This is a genomic window from Peptidiphaga sp. (genome assembly GCF_057238965.1).
On sequence record NZ_DBHHEV010000030.1, the window covers coordinates 1 to 17,295 of the forward strand.

Annotated in this window: 10 protein-coding genes, 1 tRNA gene, 1 other RNA gene and 1 pseudogene; 4 read left to right on the forward strand and 9 right to left on the reverse strand. The window is 66.6% G+C overall.

From position 1 onward, the window contains the following. Nucleotides 1-5: 5 nt before the first annotated feature. Together ACO48X_RS05190 and ACO48X_RS05195 are read right to left on the reverse strand one after the other, a co-directional pair. Nucleotides 6-899 carry a DsbA family protein gene (locus ACO48X_RS05190; protein WP_485001061.1) on the reverse strand — a complete coding sequence of 298 codons (894 nt, stop codon included), beginning with the start codon at nucleotides 897-899 and terminating at the stop codon, nucleotides 6-8. 129 nt (nucleotides 900-1,028) lie between these two features. Then, entirely contained in the window at nucleotides 1,029-3,341 is a 2,313-nt protein-coding gene (locus ACO48X_RS05195; protein ID WP_485001062.1) for a serine/threonine protein kinase, read from the reverse strand. Between the two features lie 164 nt (nucleotides 3,342-3,505). Here ACO48X_RS05195 and ACO48X_RS05200 point away from each other — a divergent pair, with 164 nt between their 5' ends. Continuing rightward, nucleotides 3,506-4,660: an ABC transporter ATP-binding protein gene (locus ACO48X_RS05200; RefSeq protein WP_485001063.1), complete on the forward strand. Its 1,155-nt coding sequence runs from the start codon at nucleotides 3,506-3,508 to the stop codon at nucleotides 4,658-4,660. A 272-nt stretch (nucleotides 4,661-4,932) separates the two neighbouring features. Next, nucleotides 4,933-6,297 carry a DUF4032 domain-containing protein gene (locus ACO48X_RS05205; RefSeq protein WP_485001064.1) on the forward strand — a complete coding sequence of 455 codons (1,365 nt, stop codon included), beginning with the start codon at nucleotides 4,933-4,935 and terminating at the stop codon, nucleotides 6,295-6,297. Between the two features lie 309 nt (nucleotides 6,298-6,606). Here the strand turns inward: ACO48X_RS05205 and ACO48X_RS05210 are convergent, their stop codons facing one another. The 4 genes and pseudogenes from ACO48X_RS05210 to ACO48X_RS05225 all read right to left on the reverse strand — a co-directional run bounded on the left by ACO48X_RS05210 (nucleotide 6,607) and on the right by ACO48X_RS05225 (nucleotide 13,492). Next, nucleotides 6,607-7,650 (reverse strand): aspartate-semialdehyde dehydrogenase, encoded by a 1,044-nt coding sequence (locus tag ACO48X_RS05210; protein WP_485001065.1) that lies wholly within the window; start codon nucleotides 7,648-7,650, stop codon nucleotides 6,607-6,609. After that, nucleotides 7,647-8,915, reverse strand: coding sequence for an aspartate kinase (locus ACO48X_RS05215; protein ID WP_485001066.1), 1,269 nt, complete (start codon nucleotides 8,913-8,915; stop codon nucleotides 7,647-7,649). The genes ACO48X_RS05210 and ACO48X_RS05215 overlap by 4 nt, the downstream gene beginning before the upstream one ends. A gap of 348 nt (nucleotides 8,916-9,263) precedes the next feature. After that, nucleotides 9,264-9,863: pseudogene (recR, locus tag ACO48X_RS05220) on the reverse strand (recombination mediator RecR); the annotation flags it as partial. Beyond that, a complete protein-coding gene (locus ACO48X_RS05225) occupies nucleotides 9,863-13,492 on the reverse strand; it encodes a DNA polymerase III subunit gamma and tau (protein WP_485001075.1) in 3,630 nt (1,209 codons plus the stop codon). The gene ACO48X_RS05225 and the pseudogene recR, both read right to left, overlap by 1 nt. Before the next feature lie 235 nt (nucleotides 13,493-13,727). Here ACO48X_RS05225 and ACO48X_RS05230 point away from each other — a divergent pair, with 235 nt between their 5' ends. Further along, nucleotides 13,728-15,092, forward strand: a complete 1,365-nt coding sequence (locus tag ACO48X_RS05230; RefSeq protein ID WP_485001067.1) for a hypothetical protein — start codon at nucleotides 13,728-13,730, stop codon at nucleotides 15,090-15,092. A gap of 203 nt (nucleotides 15,093-15,295) precedes the next feature. Here ACO48X_RS05230 and ffs read toward each other — a convergent pair. Continuing rightward, nucleotides 15,296-15,392, reverse strand: an RNA gene (gene ffs / locus ACO48X_RS05235) — signal recognition particle sRNA small type. Between the two features lie 367 nt (nucleotides 15,393-15,759). On the opposite strand from ffs, the gene ACO48X_RS05240 reads away from it, so the two are divergent. Further along, nucleotides 15,760-15,844: transfer RNA gene (locus ACO48X_RS05240), tRNA-Ser, on the forward strand. A 310-nt stretch (nucleotides 15,845-16,154) separates the two neighbouring features. On the opposite strand, the gene ACO48X_RS05245 is transcribed toward ACO48X_RS05240, so the two are convergent. Further along, the gene (locus tag ACO48X_RS05245; protein WP_485001068.1) at nucleotides 16,155-16,922 is read right to left on the reverse strand and encodes a hypothetical protein; all 768 of its coding nucleotides are present in this window, start codon (nucleotides 16,920-16,922) and stop codon (nucleotides 16,155-16,157) included. 160 nt (nucleotides 16,923-17,082) lie between these two features. After that, the coding region (locus ACO48X_RS05250; RefSeq protein ID WP_485001069.1) for a hypothetical protein at nucleotides 17,083-17,295 on the reverse strand (213 nt) is incomplete at its 5' end.

Consider the following 17,295-nt stretch of genomic DNA (forward strand, 5'->3'; position numbering starts at 1 on the left):
GCCTGTCAGCCCTTCGGCGTCGCCGGTTCGGCGTCGGAGGCCTCGAGCTTGTGGCCGGCGACTTTTTCAACTTCGGTCAGCAGCTTGCCCTCGGTCCAGTCCTCGAGCCTCTTCCCGTTGATCGTGACGGTCGGGGTGCCTTGGTGCCCGGCGTCGGCGAACTTCTTGGCCGCATGCTGGAGGAAAGGACCGTAGCGATTCTTGCTCAGGGTGCTGTCGAGGCCTTTGAGCACGTTGTCGGGCACGCCAACCTTCTTTGCGACGTCGAGCGCGACCTTCTTATGCTCCGACTCCGAGGGAATGCCCTTCTGCCGGGCGAAGATCGGGGCGGAGACGTCGGCGAAGTACTTCGTGTGGAAAGCGGCGTAGTACTGCGGAGCCTTTTCGGCGATGTAATAGTCGGCCTGGCTGGCTACGTCCGAGAACTTTTGCTGGAGGACCGACAGGGGAACGATCTCAAGGGTTATCTCGCCTTTGCCAGCGAGGTTCACAAGCTTGTTGCCGTATTCCTTCTCGAGGTCGTTGCAGTGGGTGCACGCGTAGTCGGAGTAGATGCGAACCCTCGGTTTGCCGGCGTTCTTCGCGCCCGCCCGAGTTGTGCCTTCGGAAGAGCCCTTCCCGACGGAGATGACGCCGTCGGCCGAAACGTTCGCGCTTGGACTTTCCTTCGGCTTCGTCTCCTCTCCCTTCTTCGTGCCGCTCCAGATGACAAAGACGACGGCTGCGACGACGAGGATGACAGCAAAGGAGCTGCCCAACGCCACGAGCAAGCGCGTGCGCTTGGCGCGTTTCGCCTCCGCCTGCTGGAGAAGGCGGGCTTTCTCGCGGGCCTGCTGCTGCCTCTGCTGCTTCGTCATATAGGGCGAATTCATCATCCCCGGGGTGTTTCGTGAAGCCATGCGCACGATTGTAGGCGAGCATGCTGTGGAGAAACTAGTAAGCTCTTGTGATCGTTCTGTCACCGTTTGTTCGCGGGGGCCGTCGAAGACATCCCCCGTCCCACCGCGCCGCTCCGCCTCTCAATCGCGCTACTCCGTCTTTAGGAAGGAAGGCGTGTCGTCAAACGGCGCCCAATCGGGATACTGCCGAGCGGAGGAGTAGAGGACGCCGAGCGCGGTGAGAGCGACGAGGACCACACCCCAGAAGTACTTGTACGACCTGACCGGGGCGATCGCGGCCATGAGGTTGCGGGCGCCGAGCCTCGCGGGGGCGTTGAGGGCGTTGAACCACGCGACTGTCATCGCTATGACGACGCCGGCAAAAGTGCCGAGCCGGGGCTCCGAGGGAACCGCGAGGCTCAAGCCCCACAGCGCAGCCCCGCCTAGGGCGACGCCGATGCCGATGCTCAACGCCTGCTCGAAGACGGTTTTCAGGAATATGCCGGGCAGCCTCAGCGCCACGCCCCATTTCTCGCCCGAGAACTTGCCGCCGCGGGCTCGGCGCCGGGCGTTGAGGCTCCGGCAGGACGACCCGATCATTGCGAGTGCGAACGCCGCAAAGGCATACGCGCCCATTCCCGCTATCGGGAATCGAACGGCGAAGGAAAGAATCGCGAGGGCACCGAGAAACACGATAAGGCGGACAGTCGGCGCAGGACGCATCCATTCCGGGGTTTCGCCCGGCGCGTCGGGCCCCTGCCCGCCGATGAACTCATTCCACGTCGGCGGATTGAGCGAGCCCGGAGGCTGCGGCTGCGAGGGTTGGAGCCCGGCTTGCGCCTGCCCAAACTCTTGGCCGAGATTTCCGCGGCGCCCTAGCTCTTCGGGAAGCGGCGCGACGGGGACCGACGGCGGCATCTGGGACGGCGGGGCAGCCATCGGGGGCTCAGCCGAGATGACCTCGGTCGGCGGCGCGGCCCGAGAACCGGACCGAGCGTCGTCGCCGACGCCGAAATCCCCGACGGGAAGGATCTCAGTTCGGCCGCCCCCGGAGCCGCCCCCTCCGGCGGGAAGGACCTCAGTGCGTCCGCCGCCGTAATCGGCGCCGCCGGAGGGAAGAACCTCGGTTCGCCCCTCACCGTAATCGGCGCCGTCGGCGGCGAGAACCTCGGTTCGGCCGCCGGAGTCAAACCCGCCGGAGGGAAGGATCTCGGTCCGGCCGCCGCTGAGTCCAGACGCTCCGAGGACTTCCGTCGCCGACCCTCCCAGCTGGGCTCTCCGCATCCGGAGGGCGGTTTCCGGGCCTTCATCCCACCCGCGGGCGTCGTCGCTCTGACGGGCGTCGTAGTCTGCGTCGCCGTATCCGTCGGGCCCGTCGTCGTATCCGAGAGCGCCGGGAGATCGAAGCGCTTCGGCTGCTCCGTCCCCGACTGCAGAGCCGCCGAGAACCTCGGTGGCGCCTGCGTCCGCCGTTCCGCCCAACACTTCGGTGGCGCCCTCGGGCCTTCCCGGGTACTGGCCCAATACCTCGGTGGCGCCGCCTCGCGAGGCGGTTTCGCCGGTGACGAGGGGCTCAAAGGTGTCGCCCTCCCCCGTTGCGGAGTCCGCGGCGGCAAGGTTTCCGACTCCCCCCATCACGCCGGCGATGCCGGCGAAGGCGGCGCGCGGCCCGGAAGAGGCGTCGTCGAACCGGCCGGTCTTGAGCACCGCGACGAGTTCGTCGATCCCAATCCGGTCCTCGATGTCCGGCGCGAGAGCGCGCACGAAGGCGGCAGCCGCCGGGCCCTGAATGCCGACGATGTCCGGCACCCCCTCGAAAACCCTGCGCATGATCGCCTGCGGATTGCCCTTGCCGAAAGGCGCCCGACCCGTAGCGGCGAAGGCGAGGACGGCGGCCAACGCCCACCAGTCCGCGGCTTCATCTGGGTTGGCGCCGTTGATGACGCGCGGATCGCAGTACCCCGGCGTGTGCGCAACCGAGCCGGGCACGGTCAGGCGCGAATCCTCATCGACCTGCGCGATTCCGAAATCTATGAGCACGGGCCCGTCCGGGCCCAGCATGACGTTGGACGGCTTGAGGTCTCGGTGGAGGACCCCCGCCTCGTGGATCGCCTCTACCGCCTGGCGGAGATGCTCGGCGAGTTCGACCAAGTCTTCCCCTTCGAACACCCCCGAATCGACGACGTCTTGCTCCAACGTCGGCCCGTCTATGAGTTCCGTCACGATAAAAGCCTCGTCGGCGTCGGTCTCGGCGTCCAAAACCTCGGCGACGTAGCGGCCGCGCACCTTCTGGAGCATCGCGACTTCTCGGCGAAGGCGCTCCCGCCCCGAGTAGTCCACCACCAAGGCCGGATGCAAAAGCTTGAGGGCGACGCGGACCCCGGCGCCGTCCTCCGCCTCGAAGACGGTGGACATGCCGCCCGCGCCGATTCGCTTGATGAGCCTGTATCCGCCAATGTTCATCTGCCTACGCACACCTCTACGCCATCGAAGGACGCCCCCTGCTTAGCGCGTTTCTGTGTAATAATGTTCACGGGTGTTTTACGCATCCGTGTCAGAGTCGACACTTCGGCACTCTTCACTCGGACCGTCCGGCACGTTCCTGCCGGTGAAGGGACCATTTGAATATGGCAACTGTGACCTTTAACGGGGCTACTCGCCTCTACCCGGGCTCGGAGAAGCCCGCAGTCGATCACCTCTCTCTGGACATCAACGACGGAGAATTCCTCGTTCTGGTCGGGCCTTCGGGCTGCGGCAAGTCCACCTCGCTGCGCATGCTCGCAGGTTTGGAGCAAGTGGACGACGGAACCGTCTACATCGGCGACGACGACGTCACCTACGTTCCGCCGAAGGACCGGGACATCGCCATGGTGTTCCAAAACTACGCCCTCTACCCCCACATGACCGTGGCGGACAACATGGGCTTCGCCCTCAAAATCCAAGGCGTGCCGCGCGAAAAGATCCGCCAACGCGTGGTCGACGCCGCCAAGATCCTCGACCTCGAGCCCTATCTCGACCGGAAGCCGAAGGCGCTCTCCGGCGGGCAGCGCCAGCGCGTGGCGATGGGCCGCGCAATCGTGCGCGAACCGCGGGTCTTCCTTATGGACGAACCGCTGTCGAACCTGGACGCGAAGCTCCGCGTCCAAACCCGCACCCAGATCGCCTCGCTCCAAAAGCGGCTGGGAATCACCACCGTGTACGTGACCCACGATCAGACCGAGGCCCTGACGATGGGCGACAGGATCGCCGTGCTCAAGGACGGCCTGCTCCAGCAGGTGGGCATGCCGAATGAGATGTACTCCTCGCCCGCAAACGCCTTCGTCGCCGGATTCATCGGCTCCCCCGCCATGAACCTGGGGCGCTGGCGCGTCGTCGGCAACACCGCCGTCTACGGCGACTCTTCCCTTCCCGTTCCGTCGAGCGTCGCGAACTCCCTCACCCGCGAAGACAACGGGCAAATCGTCGTCGGCTTCCGCCCAGAGGCCCTCTTGTGGAACTCGGACGACACGTACGCGCCGAACCCCGACGAGGGCGCCCCGCTGGGCAAGATACCGCTCAAGGTGACGCTCGTCGAGGAGCTCGGATCGGACGCTTACGTCTACGGCCACGTGGTCGGCTCCGATCGCGAAGTCGAGGAGTTCGGCTCCGGCGACGGTTCGGACCTCGTGACGATTCGCATCGAACCTGATAGAGTTCCAGCTCCCGGGGAAGTGATCCTCGTGGAGCCGAACCCGGATCGGATTCACTTCTTCTCTGCCAGCAGTGGCGAACGGATCAACTGATGGCGTTCGGGGCCGGGGTTTGAAAGAGCATGCCCCGGCCCTCGCCGTTTCCAGGCGGGGCTGCGGAAGGAGAAAAAGACGTCTTCTCGCCCATTGGGCGTAGCCCATATTTAAATAGAGGCACCTCAAAGGACGAGGAGATAAGTAAAATATAACCAATACGCGCAAATATCATGGATAATTCAATTCAACAACTCAAACCAGTTCCAAAGAAGGAACGGGTATCGTCAGAGTCGACGAGACGCTCGAAGGCCTCCAAGAAGGCGAGGCCGGTGAGCTCCTCGCTGCGGATCACCGCGGCCAAGCCCGATGCGGCCCTTCTCGACCTTCCTTGGGACAAGCCGTTGAGCCGATGGCCGGACAGCATTGTGGCTGCGCTTCCTCAGGGCATTTCCCGCCACGTCGTGCGATTCGTCCACCTGGACGGGCGCATTCTGGCCATCAAGGAGATCGGCGATTCCGCGGCCCATCACGAGTACCAGATGCTGCGCACGCTTCAGCGGCTGGACGCGCCCTGCGTCGAACCGATAGCCGTCATCACCGGGAGGACGACCCGTTCGGGCCACGCGCTCAACTCGGTCTTCGTTTCGGAGCATCTGCCGTACTCGCTTCCCTACCGCGCTTTGTTCGGCCAGTATCAGCGCCCCGAGACGGTTGACAGGCTCATCCGAGCCCTTTCGGTTCTGCTCGTGCGGCTTCACCTCCTCGGATTCTTCTGGGGCGACGTTTCCCTTTCCAATGCGCTGTTCCGGCGCGACGCCGGGGAATTCGCCGCATACCTCGTCGACGCCGAGACGGGCGAGGTCTACGACGGGATCACCCAGGGCAAGCGGCTGTATGACATCGACGTGGCACGCACGAACATCATCGGCGAGCTCATGGATCTGCAGGCGGCGGGCCACCTTTCCGAGGATTACGACACCATCGACATCGGGAACCGGCTGGTCGCGCAGTACACGACCCTGTGGGACGCGCTCACCGGAGAGACCACGTTCTTCACGGACGAAAAGTGGCGGGTGAACGAGCACGTCAAACGCTTGAACGAGCTGGGCTTCGACGTCGACGAGCTTCAAATCGTCGCCGACGAGGACGGCCGGAGGATTCGGATCCAGCCGAAGGTGGTGGACGCGGGGCACTTCTCGCGCAAGATCATCCGCCTGACCGGCATGGACGTTCAGGAGAACCAGGCGAGACGGCTCATTCAGGACATCGAGCAGTACCGCGTGGCGGCGAACAAGAGCTCGTCGCTTCCGATCGCCGCACACGACTGGATGACGAACGTGTTCGAACCGATGATCAACGCCGTGCCAAGCGAGCTCAAGGGCAAGCTCGAGCCGGCCGAGCTGTTCCACCAGTTCCTCGACCACCGCTGGTACATCTCGGAGCAGGCCGGCCGCGACATCCCCATGGACGAGGCGATTGCGAGCTTCATCGACAACGTCTTGCGCCATCAACGCGACGAGCGCTCCTACATCGTGGTCAGCGGGGCGACGCCGATCACCAGCGCCAGCCCCATCACCGGCGACAGCCCGATCACCGGCGACAGCCCCATCACGGGAGACAGCGCTCCCTCCGTGGAATCGGGCGACGAAGATGAGTTCGACGAGGAATTCGACGAAGACAAGTACGACTCGTAAACCGCGTTGCCCGGCCGAGCGGACGCTCTGGCTGAGCGGTTGAACGCACCGGGGGCGGGACGGCCTTTTTAGGCCGTCCCGCCCCCGCTTTATGCGATTGGCAGACCTATATGATTGGCCGGCCCAAGCGATTGACAGATCTATATGATTGGCCGTTCTATGCGGCTGGCCGCCTCAATTCGAAGAACGCGGGCGAGTGCCGGTCATAGAGCCGTCGGCCGGCGGACAAGCCCCTCCGACTTGGATCGAAGAGGCTTCGGCCCAACCCGGCAAGCCGAGACCGGCCGGGCCCCGCGAACCGGTCCCGCGCTATGAGCTTTTCAGCTCGGCGAGGACGATTTCGGCCAGCTGGATGGCGTTGAGGGCCGCTCCCTTGCGCAGGTTGTCGCCCACGATGAACATGGCCAGGCCGCGGCCGTCGGGCACCGACTGGTCGGTGCGGATCCGGCCCACGTAGCAGGGGTCCGTGCCGGCTGCGCGCAGCGGCGTCGGCACGTCGTCGAGTTCCACCCCGGGGGCGTCCGCAAGGATAGCCCTGGCTTCGTCGGGCGTCACAGGCTTGGCGAACTCGGCGTTGACGGCCAAACCGTGGCCCGAGAACACCGGGACGCGCACGCACGTGCCGGAGACGGCCAAATCCGGCGCCTCCAGGATTTTGCGCGATTCGTTGCGGAGCTTTTGCTCCTCGTCGGTCTCCTCGGACCCGTCGTCGACGATCTTGCCGGCGAGCGCCACCACGTCGAAGGCGATCGGCGCAACGTAAACGGAAGGCTCGGGAAGGTCCACCGCCGACCCGTCGACGGCGAGCTTGGCGACGTCCTGCTCGAGCGCCGAGCGTGCCTGCCCTTCGAGTTCTTTGACTCCGGCGAGCCCGGAGCCGGAGACGGCCTGGTAGGAGGAGACGACGAGGCGGGTCAGCCCGTACCGGTCGTGAAGCGGCTTGAGGACGGGCATCGCGGCCATGGTCGTGCAATTGGGGTTGGCGATAATCCCCTTCGGACGGTCCTTGATCGCGTGGGGGTTGACCTCGGAGACGACGAGCGGAACCTCGGGGTCCTTGCGCCACGCCGAGGAGTTGTCGACCACCACCGCGCCGGCGGCCGCGAACTTCGGGGCGTATTCGAGGGACGTGCCTCCTCCGGCGGAGAAGACGGCCACGTCTATCCCGGAAAGGTCGGCGGTCGCCACATCCTCGACCACGACGTCCTTGCCCCGGAAGGGGAGCACTTTGCCCGCGGATCGGGACGAGGCGAAGAAGCGGACGTCGTCGACGTCGACGTTCCTCTCCTCGAGAAGCGTGCGCATGACGCGGCCGACTTGTCCGGTCGCTCCAACGACTGCGAGGGTTGTCATCTTCCAGTACCTCCGTATACGACGGCCTCGGACTCGCTGTCGAGGCCGAATGCTGTGTGGACTGCGCGAGCGGCCTCGTCGAGGCGCTCGGGGTCGACGACCACGGAGATTCGGATCTCCGAGGTGGCGATCATGTCAGCGTTGATGCCCAGGTCTCCCAGCGTGGCGAAAAGCTTGGCCGAAATGCCCGAGTGGGACCGCATTCCGGCACCCACCACGGACAAGATGCCGATGTCCTCGGTCACGCGAATCTCACCGAAGCCCAGCTCCCCGCGATGGCTCTTCAGCGCCTCGACCACTGCGGCGACCTCCGCCTTGGGGAGGGTGAAGCTCAGGTTCGACACGTCGGGCGCCGCGACGGCCGTGTTTTGGACGATCATGTCGATGTTGCCGTCGATTCCGGCCACGATGGCGAAGATCTTCGACGCCATTCCGGGAACGTTGGGCACGCGCGTGATCGTGACCTTCCCTTGGGAGCGGTCGTGGGCGACGCCGGCTACGACGGGCGCTTCCAGGGCTTTGTCTTTCATAGTTTTCTCGTCCACGATCCAGGTGCCTTCCTTGTTTGAGAATGACGATCGCACGTGCACGGGCACGTTGAACTTTCGGGCGAATTCGACGGCTCGCAGGTGAAGGACCTTCGCGCCGTGGGCGGCCAGTTCGAGGGTTTCCTCGTGGGTCATGTAGGGCAGCTGCCTGGCCGCGGGGACGATTCGCGGGTCCGCGGAGAACACGCCGTCGACGTCGGTGTAGATCTCGCACACGTCCGCGCGCAGGGCCGCCGCGAGCGCGACGGCCGTGGTGTCGGACCCTCCGCGCCCGAGGGTGGTGACGTCGTTGCGGTCGTTGACCCCCTGGAATCCGGCGACGATCGCGACGGAGCCTGACTTGATCGTCCGTGCGATCCGCTCCGGGACTACGCCGACGATCGAGGCCTTGCCGTAGTGGGCGTCGGTGCGCAGGCCCGCCTGCTGGCCGGTGAAGGCGTGCGCGGCGACCCCGAGCGAGTTGACCGCCATTGACAGGAGCGCCATGGAAATGCGCTCGCCCGCCGTCAGCAGGATGTCCATCTCGCGGGCGGGGGCGTCCGGCGCAATCTCGTTGGCGAGGTCGATGAGATCGTCGGTGGTGTCGCCCATCGCGGAGACGACCACGACGACGTCGTTCCCCGCGTTCTTCGTGTCGACTATCCTCTGTGCGACGCGTTTGACGCTGGCCGCGTCCGAAACGGACGAGCCGCCGAACTTCTGCACGATTAAAGCCACGTGTTACTCCTTCAGTCCCCGTTATGTTAGCTGCGCGCAGCCGCGGGCCTACTACGGATTCTCAAATTTGAACACGGGCATTCGTCACACTATTGCCTTCGTCTCGGTTCCTTCGAGCCTTTCGTCCCCGGGGGCGCGCCGTTTACCGCCCCGGCGACGCCACGCCGGGCCCCGCCTCAGTGGGCGTCGTCGGAGCGGGCTCCGCTTCTGCATGCGAGGCCGGGCCTGACGCCGGACGGGCGTCCGCAGCGGGCCCGCCGGGCGAGCCCTGGGCTGCCGGGGAACCCTGGGCCGTCGGGGAACCCTGTGCCATTGACGAGCCCTGGGCCGACGTCGAGCCTGGGCCAGGATTCGCTGCCTTCCTTCGAAGGCTCGGGAGAGCGTGATTTCGTCGGCGTATTCTAGGTCTCCGCCCACGGGCAGACCGGAGGCGAGTCTGGAGACGGCCACGCCGATCGACGAAAGGATGCGGATGAGGTACGCGGCCGTCGCCTCGCCCTCGATGTTGGGGTCGGTGGCGATGATGACTTCGGCGACGGCGCCGTCGCTCAGCCGCGAGATGAGTTCGCGGATGCGCAGGTCGTCCGGCCCCACCCCCTGGATTGGATTGATCGATCCGCCGAGCACGTGGTAGCGCCCGCGGTATTCGCGGGTTCTCTCGATGGCGACGATGTCTTTCGACTCTTCGACCACGCATATGACCGAGTCCATGCGGCGCGGGTCGGTGCAGATCGAGCACACTTCGGTCTCCGTGACGTTTCCGCATATCTCGCAGAACCGCACCTTTTCCTTCACGCGCAGCAGCGCGGACGCGAGGGCTTTGACTTCCTCGGGGTCCTCGGCGAGGACGTGGAAGGCTATGCGCTGGGCGCTTTTCGGCCCGACGCCGGGCAATCGGCCCAGTTCGTCAATGAGCTCCTGAACGGCGCCGTCGTACACTCCAGCCATCAGTTCCCTCCGTCAGTTCGGGCTATTTCTTCGATGATCGTGCCGTCGAACGTCGAGAGGACGACGTCGAGGCCGACCAGCTTCGATTGGGAGATCGTGGGGTCAGACAGGCTGACGTCGCTCTCGCCGTCGTCGACCGCGGCGCTTTCGGCTCGCGGTTTCTGCCGCTCCTGCCCGTGCGCGGCCATGATCCGTTCCGAGATCGACGCCGCCCCTCGCGGCGCGGCTCCGCCGCTTCGCGGACGCTGCGGAACGGGCGTGCGCTGCTCCGGGCGCCTCGCGCGTTCGCCCGGTCCCGCCTGTTTCTCGGCGTTTCGCGGACGCTGCGGCACAGGCATGCGCTGCTCGTAGAAGGGAACGTCGTCGGATTCGGACGGCGATGCGGCGCCGGCCTGGGACGATCCCGGACCGGGCGACGACGGAGAGGAGCCCGGACCGGGCGATGGAATTGGACCGGGCGACGACGGAGAGGAGCCCCCCGCAGACGAGGTTGCACCGGACGCCGAGGAGGCTGCGCCGATCGAAGGCGAAACCGATCCAAGCGGGGAGGCAGTGTCTGAAGCGGGCGCGGCTCTCTTGACGCCGCGGCCCTCGCCGTCGAGCAATTGAGCGAGAACTCCGGCCGGGTCCTCGCTCCCTCGACCGTCGGCCGCGGCGGCGCCGCCGAAGGGCTGTGGCTCGGGAACGGGGAAATACGGGTCCGGTTCGTCGTCGAGCTCGACCGGCTCGGGCAGGCCTCCGAAAGCGTCGCTTCCCCGGGCGGTTTTGGCGCGCGCCGCGGGGACGGATTCCGCACGCGCCGCCGGGTCGAGCTCGGCATGCGCCGCGGAGACGGGTTCTGCACGCGTCTGCGCCGCCGGGACGGGTTCGCCGGTCGCCGTCGAGCCGGACCCTCGGGACGCGGTTGGAGCAGTTTCGGGCTGCGCCGGAAGGGCAGATCGGCCGTGCGCCTTGGGCGCGACATCGGCGTCGTCCCCGGCCCCGCCTTCGGGGCTTTCCGGCCGGATCACGCGCACGCCAGCCGTGTCAGGCGCGTCTGGGTCTGCGATCTCTTCAGCCGCTCGCGGATCCGACGCCGCTTCGGGCACGGGCGACCCGGGCGTGCCCTCCTCGGACGCCGACGCTCTGCCGCCAGGCGAGGGCTCTTGGCCCTCAGGGCTCGAGGCGTCCGCCGGACGCCCGGAAGCGCGCGCCGCCTGCTCGGACTCAAGCTCTCGAAGCGCGGACGCAAGCTGATCTCTGGTCGGCCGAGGGCCTTCGGGAATCTCGACTCGATCGGAAGAGAGAACTAGGCCCCGCTCTTCCATGTCCGGCGAGGGCCGCCACTCGCCTTCGCTAGGCTGCGCCTTTTCGGCGCCCCGCTTCGTTTCCGCAGCCCGCGACGCCGGTTTCGGCGCTCTCCGATCCGTTTCGGGAGAGTTCGGACTCCGCGTCTCGGAGGAAGCCGGATTCTCCGATTCAGGGGGCTCATCTGGCTCGGACCGCTCGGACCGGGGCTGGCTTTCCGGAACCGCGGAGGCCGGTCGAGGAGGAACCAGCGGCGGCGGGGCTTGCGGCGCCGGTTGAGACGGAGCTTGCGACGCCGGACGGCTGGCCTGCTCCGGTCGCTCCGCCCGGCTACGGGCGGGAGGCGCTTTTGGGCCCGCATCACCGCCCACGAGGCCGCGAACCCGCAGACTCAGCCCCAGAACGTCGTGGAGGGCGGAAGCCACACGGCGCGCATGATCGCGATCGTTGAAGGTCGTGGCGAGCCCCGCCGTGCGGAACTGAAGGCCTAACACCCCGTCTCGGATCCCGGCGACCATCGCGTTGCGTTCGTCGATGAGTGCGGCCGTCGATTTTGACGACCGGGCGACGGCGGCCGCAACCTCGGCCCAGCGCTGACGGACGATTGCCGCGTCGCCGCTCGCAGACTGCACACCCTCGCGAGAGGCGCCGGCGCTCTCGCGCACGGGCGGGACTCCGCTCTCCTCCCCCGGCTTCCTTTCTTGCGCAGCCGCTTCGTTTCCGCCCGCAGCCGTCTCAGCCGCCGCCGGTTTGTTCGCAGCCGCCGAACCGTTCCCGGCCCCAGCACGCGGTTCGTCGCGTTGCGGCGCTCGCGAGCGCGTCGGCTCGTCCGGGCCGTCGTCGGCACCCGCCGCCCACGTCGGCGAGATTCCGCGGCCGGAGAACGGCCCCGATCCCCCGCGCTGCGGCGTCGACTGCCGCAGGGCTGAAGCCGGCCGAGCCGGCGGGCCCGCGGGCCGCCGAGCTTCATCGGCGTCGCCGTCGAATCGCGCATCTGCGCGCCCGTCCGTTTCGCCGCCTTCGTTCGGGCGCGGGGTCCGGCTTGCGCCAGAGCCCCCATTCCGGGCGCCCCCGCCGTGGCCGTTTCCGGCCTCCGATTCCGCGGCGCCGCCCGCGCCGCGACGTCCCTCGCCCGCCTGAGCGCCGCGGGCATTCGCCCCGAGTCCGTTGGCGTCGCCTGAGCCGGCGGCGCGCCCTTCGGCACGCGCTCCTTCGCTCCCCGCCGCGGCCGCAGCGCCAGGCGCCTCGAGCGCCGGAAGGAGGAGGCGCGCGCACAGGAGTTCGAGCTGGAGTCGCGGCGAGGTGGCGCCGACCATCCCGCTGAGCGCCTCGTTCGCCAGGTCGGCCGAGCGGGAAGCCCCCCGCGCCCCGAGATGCTCGGCCTGGTTGACCATGCGCTGATACTGGTCGCGGGGAACGGAGACGAGGGCGTCGTCTGCCCCCTCTCCCGCCAGGGCGATGACGATGAGGTCGCGGAGCCGCTGGAGCATGTCCTCGACGAAACGCCTCGGGTCGTGCCCCGATTGGACCACCCGCTCGACAACCGCGAAGAGGGTCGATCCGTCCCTGGCCGCTATGGCTTCGACGGCGTCGTCCAAAAGGGAGCCGTCGGTGTATCCGAGCAGGGCTATGGCGTGGGCGTAGTCGAGCTCTCCGCCGTCGCTGCCGCCCATGAGCTGGTCGAGCACCGACAGCGAATCGCGCACCGACCCTCCGCCCGCGCGCACGACGAGGGGCAGCACGCCCCCGCCGACCTCGATTCCCTCCTCGTCGCAGATGCCCGCCATGTAATTTTCAAGGGTCTCCGGCGGGACGAGCCGGAAAGGATAGTGGTGGGTGCGCGAGCGGATCGTCCCGATGACCTTTTCGGGCTCCGTCGTGGCAAATACGAACTTGACGTGCGGCGGCGGCTCCTCCACGAGTTTGAGAAGCGCGTTGAACCCCTGATTCGAGACCATATGGGCCTCGTCGATGATGAAGATCTTGTACCTGTCGCGCGCGGGGGCGAAAGCGGCGCGTTCGATGAGCTCGCGGGCGTCGTCGACGCCGCCGTGGCTCGCCGCGTCCATTTCGACGACGTCGAGGCTTCCCCCTCCTCCCAGCGACAGCTCGCGGCACGACTCGCAGACCCCGCAGGGCGTGTCCGTCGGAGCTTCGACGCAGTTGAGGCACCTGGCCAGGATGCGGGCCGACGTCGTCTTGCCGCATCCGCGGGGCCCCGAGAAAAGGTACGCGTGGGCCGTTCGATCGGCGCGCAACGCGGCCATGATCGGCCTCGTCACGTGTTCTTGGCCGATGACCTCCTGAAAGGTCTGCGGACGGTAGCGTCGGTACAGTGCCATGCTCACGGCATAAGTCTACGGGCGTCCTCCGACATTTCGTGGAGCGTTCTTCCCGAGCTGACGCCCGGCCGGCCTGCGTCTGCCCGCGCGCCGCCCGACGAACCGAAGGAGCCCCTTCGCAAAGCCCTCGCAAAGAAAGTGTGGCGCCCTGCGCATGCGTATGGTCGCCGACGCCCGCATGCGGCAAGATTGTAACCAGTCACAACACGGGTTCATCGACTATCGGAGGGACACAATGAGGATCCGCAGCATCATGGCCTTGGCCTTAGCTTCACTGTGCGCGGCGTCGGGCTGCGGCCTTCAGGCCACTTTGAGCCCGGAGCCCTCCCCTTCGCCGTCTACCACGGCCGACGGCCCGAAGATGAAAGTCGAAGACAGGCACAACAGGAAGGCCAGGCAGAGGAGCTTCGACCTGCCGCAGGACGGCAAGACGGTGAGGATCGACGGCGGCACGGACATTCCTCCGGGAAGGTACGGAATCTTCGTCAGCGGCAGCCCCCAGGAGCCGATCAACGTTTTGGACTCCCGCCCGGACGTCTCCGAGGCCCGGCCCTTCTACTCGCAGAACTTCGAAATACCGCAGACGGCGGTGTCCGCGCCGAATGTGGCGGCCTACACCATGGACATCTCCGAGGACGAACGCCTCACCGTGAACGTCAAGGGCGGGGCCAAGCTGCTGTTCAGACCCCAGATGACCTCCGAGCGCGCCGACATCGCCGTCCCGGGCGAATGGGTGGCGGGCGTCGATTTCCCTGCGGGGAGCTACAAGGTCAAGGCGTCCGCCCCCTCCATGACAAGGATCTACAAGGCCGACGGCTCGCGCACGTTCCGCGGGGTGCTGGGGCGCAAGGACGAAGCCCCCGTCAGGCAGCGGTTCGACGACGGCGACGTCCTCGCCTACAACCCGATTGCGGGAGACCCGAGCTCCGCGCCGACGGCGAAGTTCACGCTCGCCAAGGCTGCGGATGCGACGGCGTCACCCTCCTCGCCCGGCTGGAAGGACACCGCGCCCAAGAGGGCGGGCGGCTCGCCGATCTCCCTCAACGCCAAGGACACCTACCGGGTGGGCAACCAGATCCCGTCCGGCTATTACAAGATCCAGGCGGTGGCGCCCGAGCAGCTGGCCAGCCTGACGTTCACGATGCACAAGGACAGGAGCCAGGCGCTGGGAAGGATCCTTGTGGAGAACTCGGACCGCTCGCCGATCCCCCGAGAGAACCTCGCGGACGTCCACCTGGTGAGCGGGCAGAGCGTGAACGTCGACGCGAAGGCGGTGAACGCCGGCGTCAGCTATCACCAGCAGGGCAGGGGCGAGCCGGTGCTTCAGCTCGTGCCCGCGGACAAGCCGAAGGCCGACGTCGCAAAGCTGACGCGCTCCTCGCTGCTGGTCGGCAGCGACATTCCGGAGGGAACCTACGAGGTGACCGTGACGGAGCGGGGTTATTACGACGTCATGGTCGCCAACTCCGCCGCGATCACCTACTGGTTCACGAACATCGGCCGCACCCGAAACGAGAACACCGCCACGATCGAGCTGCGCAAGGGCGAGTTCATTACGACTGACACCAACAGCTACGTCCAGCTCGCAAGGGTGAAGTGAGGCGAGGGCAGGAGGGACGCCTCGACCTTCGCTCGGCTTGCAGCGCCGCCAGGCCTCCGAGCCTTGACGCCCTGCACGGCAGCGCGGTTCCCGTTCAGGTCAATCGCCTTTCCGTATCGGCCTGCATCCTGGCCGGGCCTCTTTGCTTCTCCGGATTGCCTGTGCTCCCGCTCAAAACTCAGTCGCCCCCTGCATTGGGCGAAACAAAGGACTCCCCACGCACCCGCCAGAGCCCGCATACCCTTGCTGCCTTCCAGCCCTGGGGGAGTTTTGCGAGGTGACGCCGCATGAGGAGCCGCGCCCAAGTCTACGGCACAACCGACATCCGCGCCAACGAGGAAGGCGCCAGTGCAGCGACAGACCGCGTCGGGGCAACGAACCGCGCCTGGGCAACGGATCACCCCGGGGCGACGAACCGCGCCGACCGGTGCAATGCGCAGACGCGACAGCCGACCGCACATCGACGCCGTTCCAGGCGTCAGAGCATCGAATGGCTTTCAGCGCAGCAGCCAGACGCCAATGCGACAACCTGAAATCGACAACGAGCCTGTTCCTCAATACGGGACTCGCTGCAGCGCGAGGCCCCGCGCGGTGCGTTCGAGGTCACGTCGATGATTCGGCGCATGTCCAGAATTTCGGCTATGCTTGTGGGGCGCATTGCGCGCCAGGAGGATTCGCCTAGTGGCCTATGGCGCACGCTTGGAAAGCGTGTTGGGTGCAAGCCCTCGGGGGTTCGAATCCCCCATCCTCCGCCGTTTTTGTTTCACGGGCAATGATCCGTTTGATGGGTAATGACCTCTTTATAACGTTTAAAGCAGTTTTAATTACCATTCCAGCCATCGTAACTGTCATTGGCTTTTCCATCGGTGTAAGACCATGGAATTTGCGGGGCCTAGTTGCCTAACGGCGGTTGCCGGTTCTGACGTTGTTTTGGTTTGGCGTCTCGTCTCAATCAGTTGAGGCATGGAAAAGTTGGGCGCGTCAGGGCCGGCCAAGCAGCGTCGGGGCTTTGAGAGCCGTTTTCGAGCCAGGGCCTCGTGAGGGCACAAGAACAACAGGCGATCACTCCAAGCCTGCGGCGCTGTCCACCGCATAGGGTTGGGTCCAGGTCACTGGGATGAAGCCTAGCTTGGTCAAAATCGGCGCCGACGTCGGCAGCGCGTCCACCCAAAGAGTCTCGGCCCCCGCCTCGATGGCCGCCGCTATGCGGCTGAGCACCGTCGTGGTGAAATGTCCGCGCCGTCGATGCGCGGGAACGGTGCGGCCCCCGGCCAGCTCTGCCGCCGCGAGCTGCCGGTCCACGAGAAGGCGGCCGGCCGAAACGGGCGAGCCGTCGACATAGACGATGTGAACTTGGAGGCGGTCGGGCTCGTCGGCCATGGCGGCGGCGAGTCGGCTACATTCAGCGTCGACTCCGCTGCGGCCACACCCCCGGGAGATCTGAGCGTAGTCGGCGAGTTGGGCAACGCTGGCTCGAACCGCCGGCAAGGCCGCCTCCATCCCAGCTCTCACGGCTTCCGGGAGCTCGCGGAGGTCGATAGCCAAAACCGTCTCTCGACCCCCAGCGATCAGCCCTGCCTCCAGCAGCGCCGCAGGGAGCCGCGTGGGAAGATCATGGCCGTAGAGCTTCCATTCAAACTGCGCGCCCCTCTCGCGCGCTAAAGAGATCTCGCGGCCGATGACGTCCGGCAGCGTGGACTCAGGACACTCGCTGTAGACGATTCTGACTTCCGATCCATCGGCGCTGGTTTCCCTGACGACCGGCCCTGGAGCGAGAATTCCCGAGCGCCGTCGGATTGTATCGAGTGTCGCCAGCAGCAGCTCAGACATGTCAATCCCCCTTCGGCCGCGCCCGCGCTTTTGCGCCGTCCAGGAGGCGCTCCGCGCTGCGGCACATGGCATCCATCAGACAATGAACCAGGCATTCATGGGTGCCTCAATCACCCGGGCGGCTCAGCCGGACAGGCCGAGCCGCCCGGGGTCGGCTGCCTCAGCTGCTCAGGCGGTGCCAGCCGGAGCCCGAGTGCTCCCTCGGGTCAGCGGCCCTCTTTGGCGTGTAGTCGAAACCGTGGACCTTAACCGTGATGGGCTTGGTCTCCCTGTGCAGGAGCCTGTCGTCGTCGTCCTTGTTCCCGGTCTGCGGCCATGAGCACCAGGCGTTCAGATGCATGCGCGTGGTCGCCGTCGGCGCGGGGACGTTCTC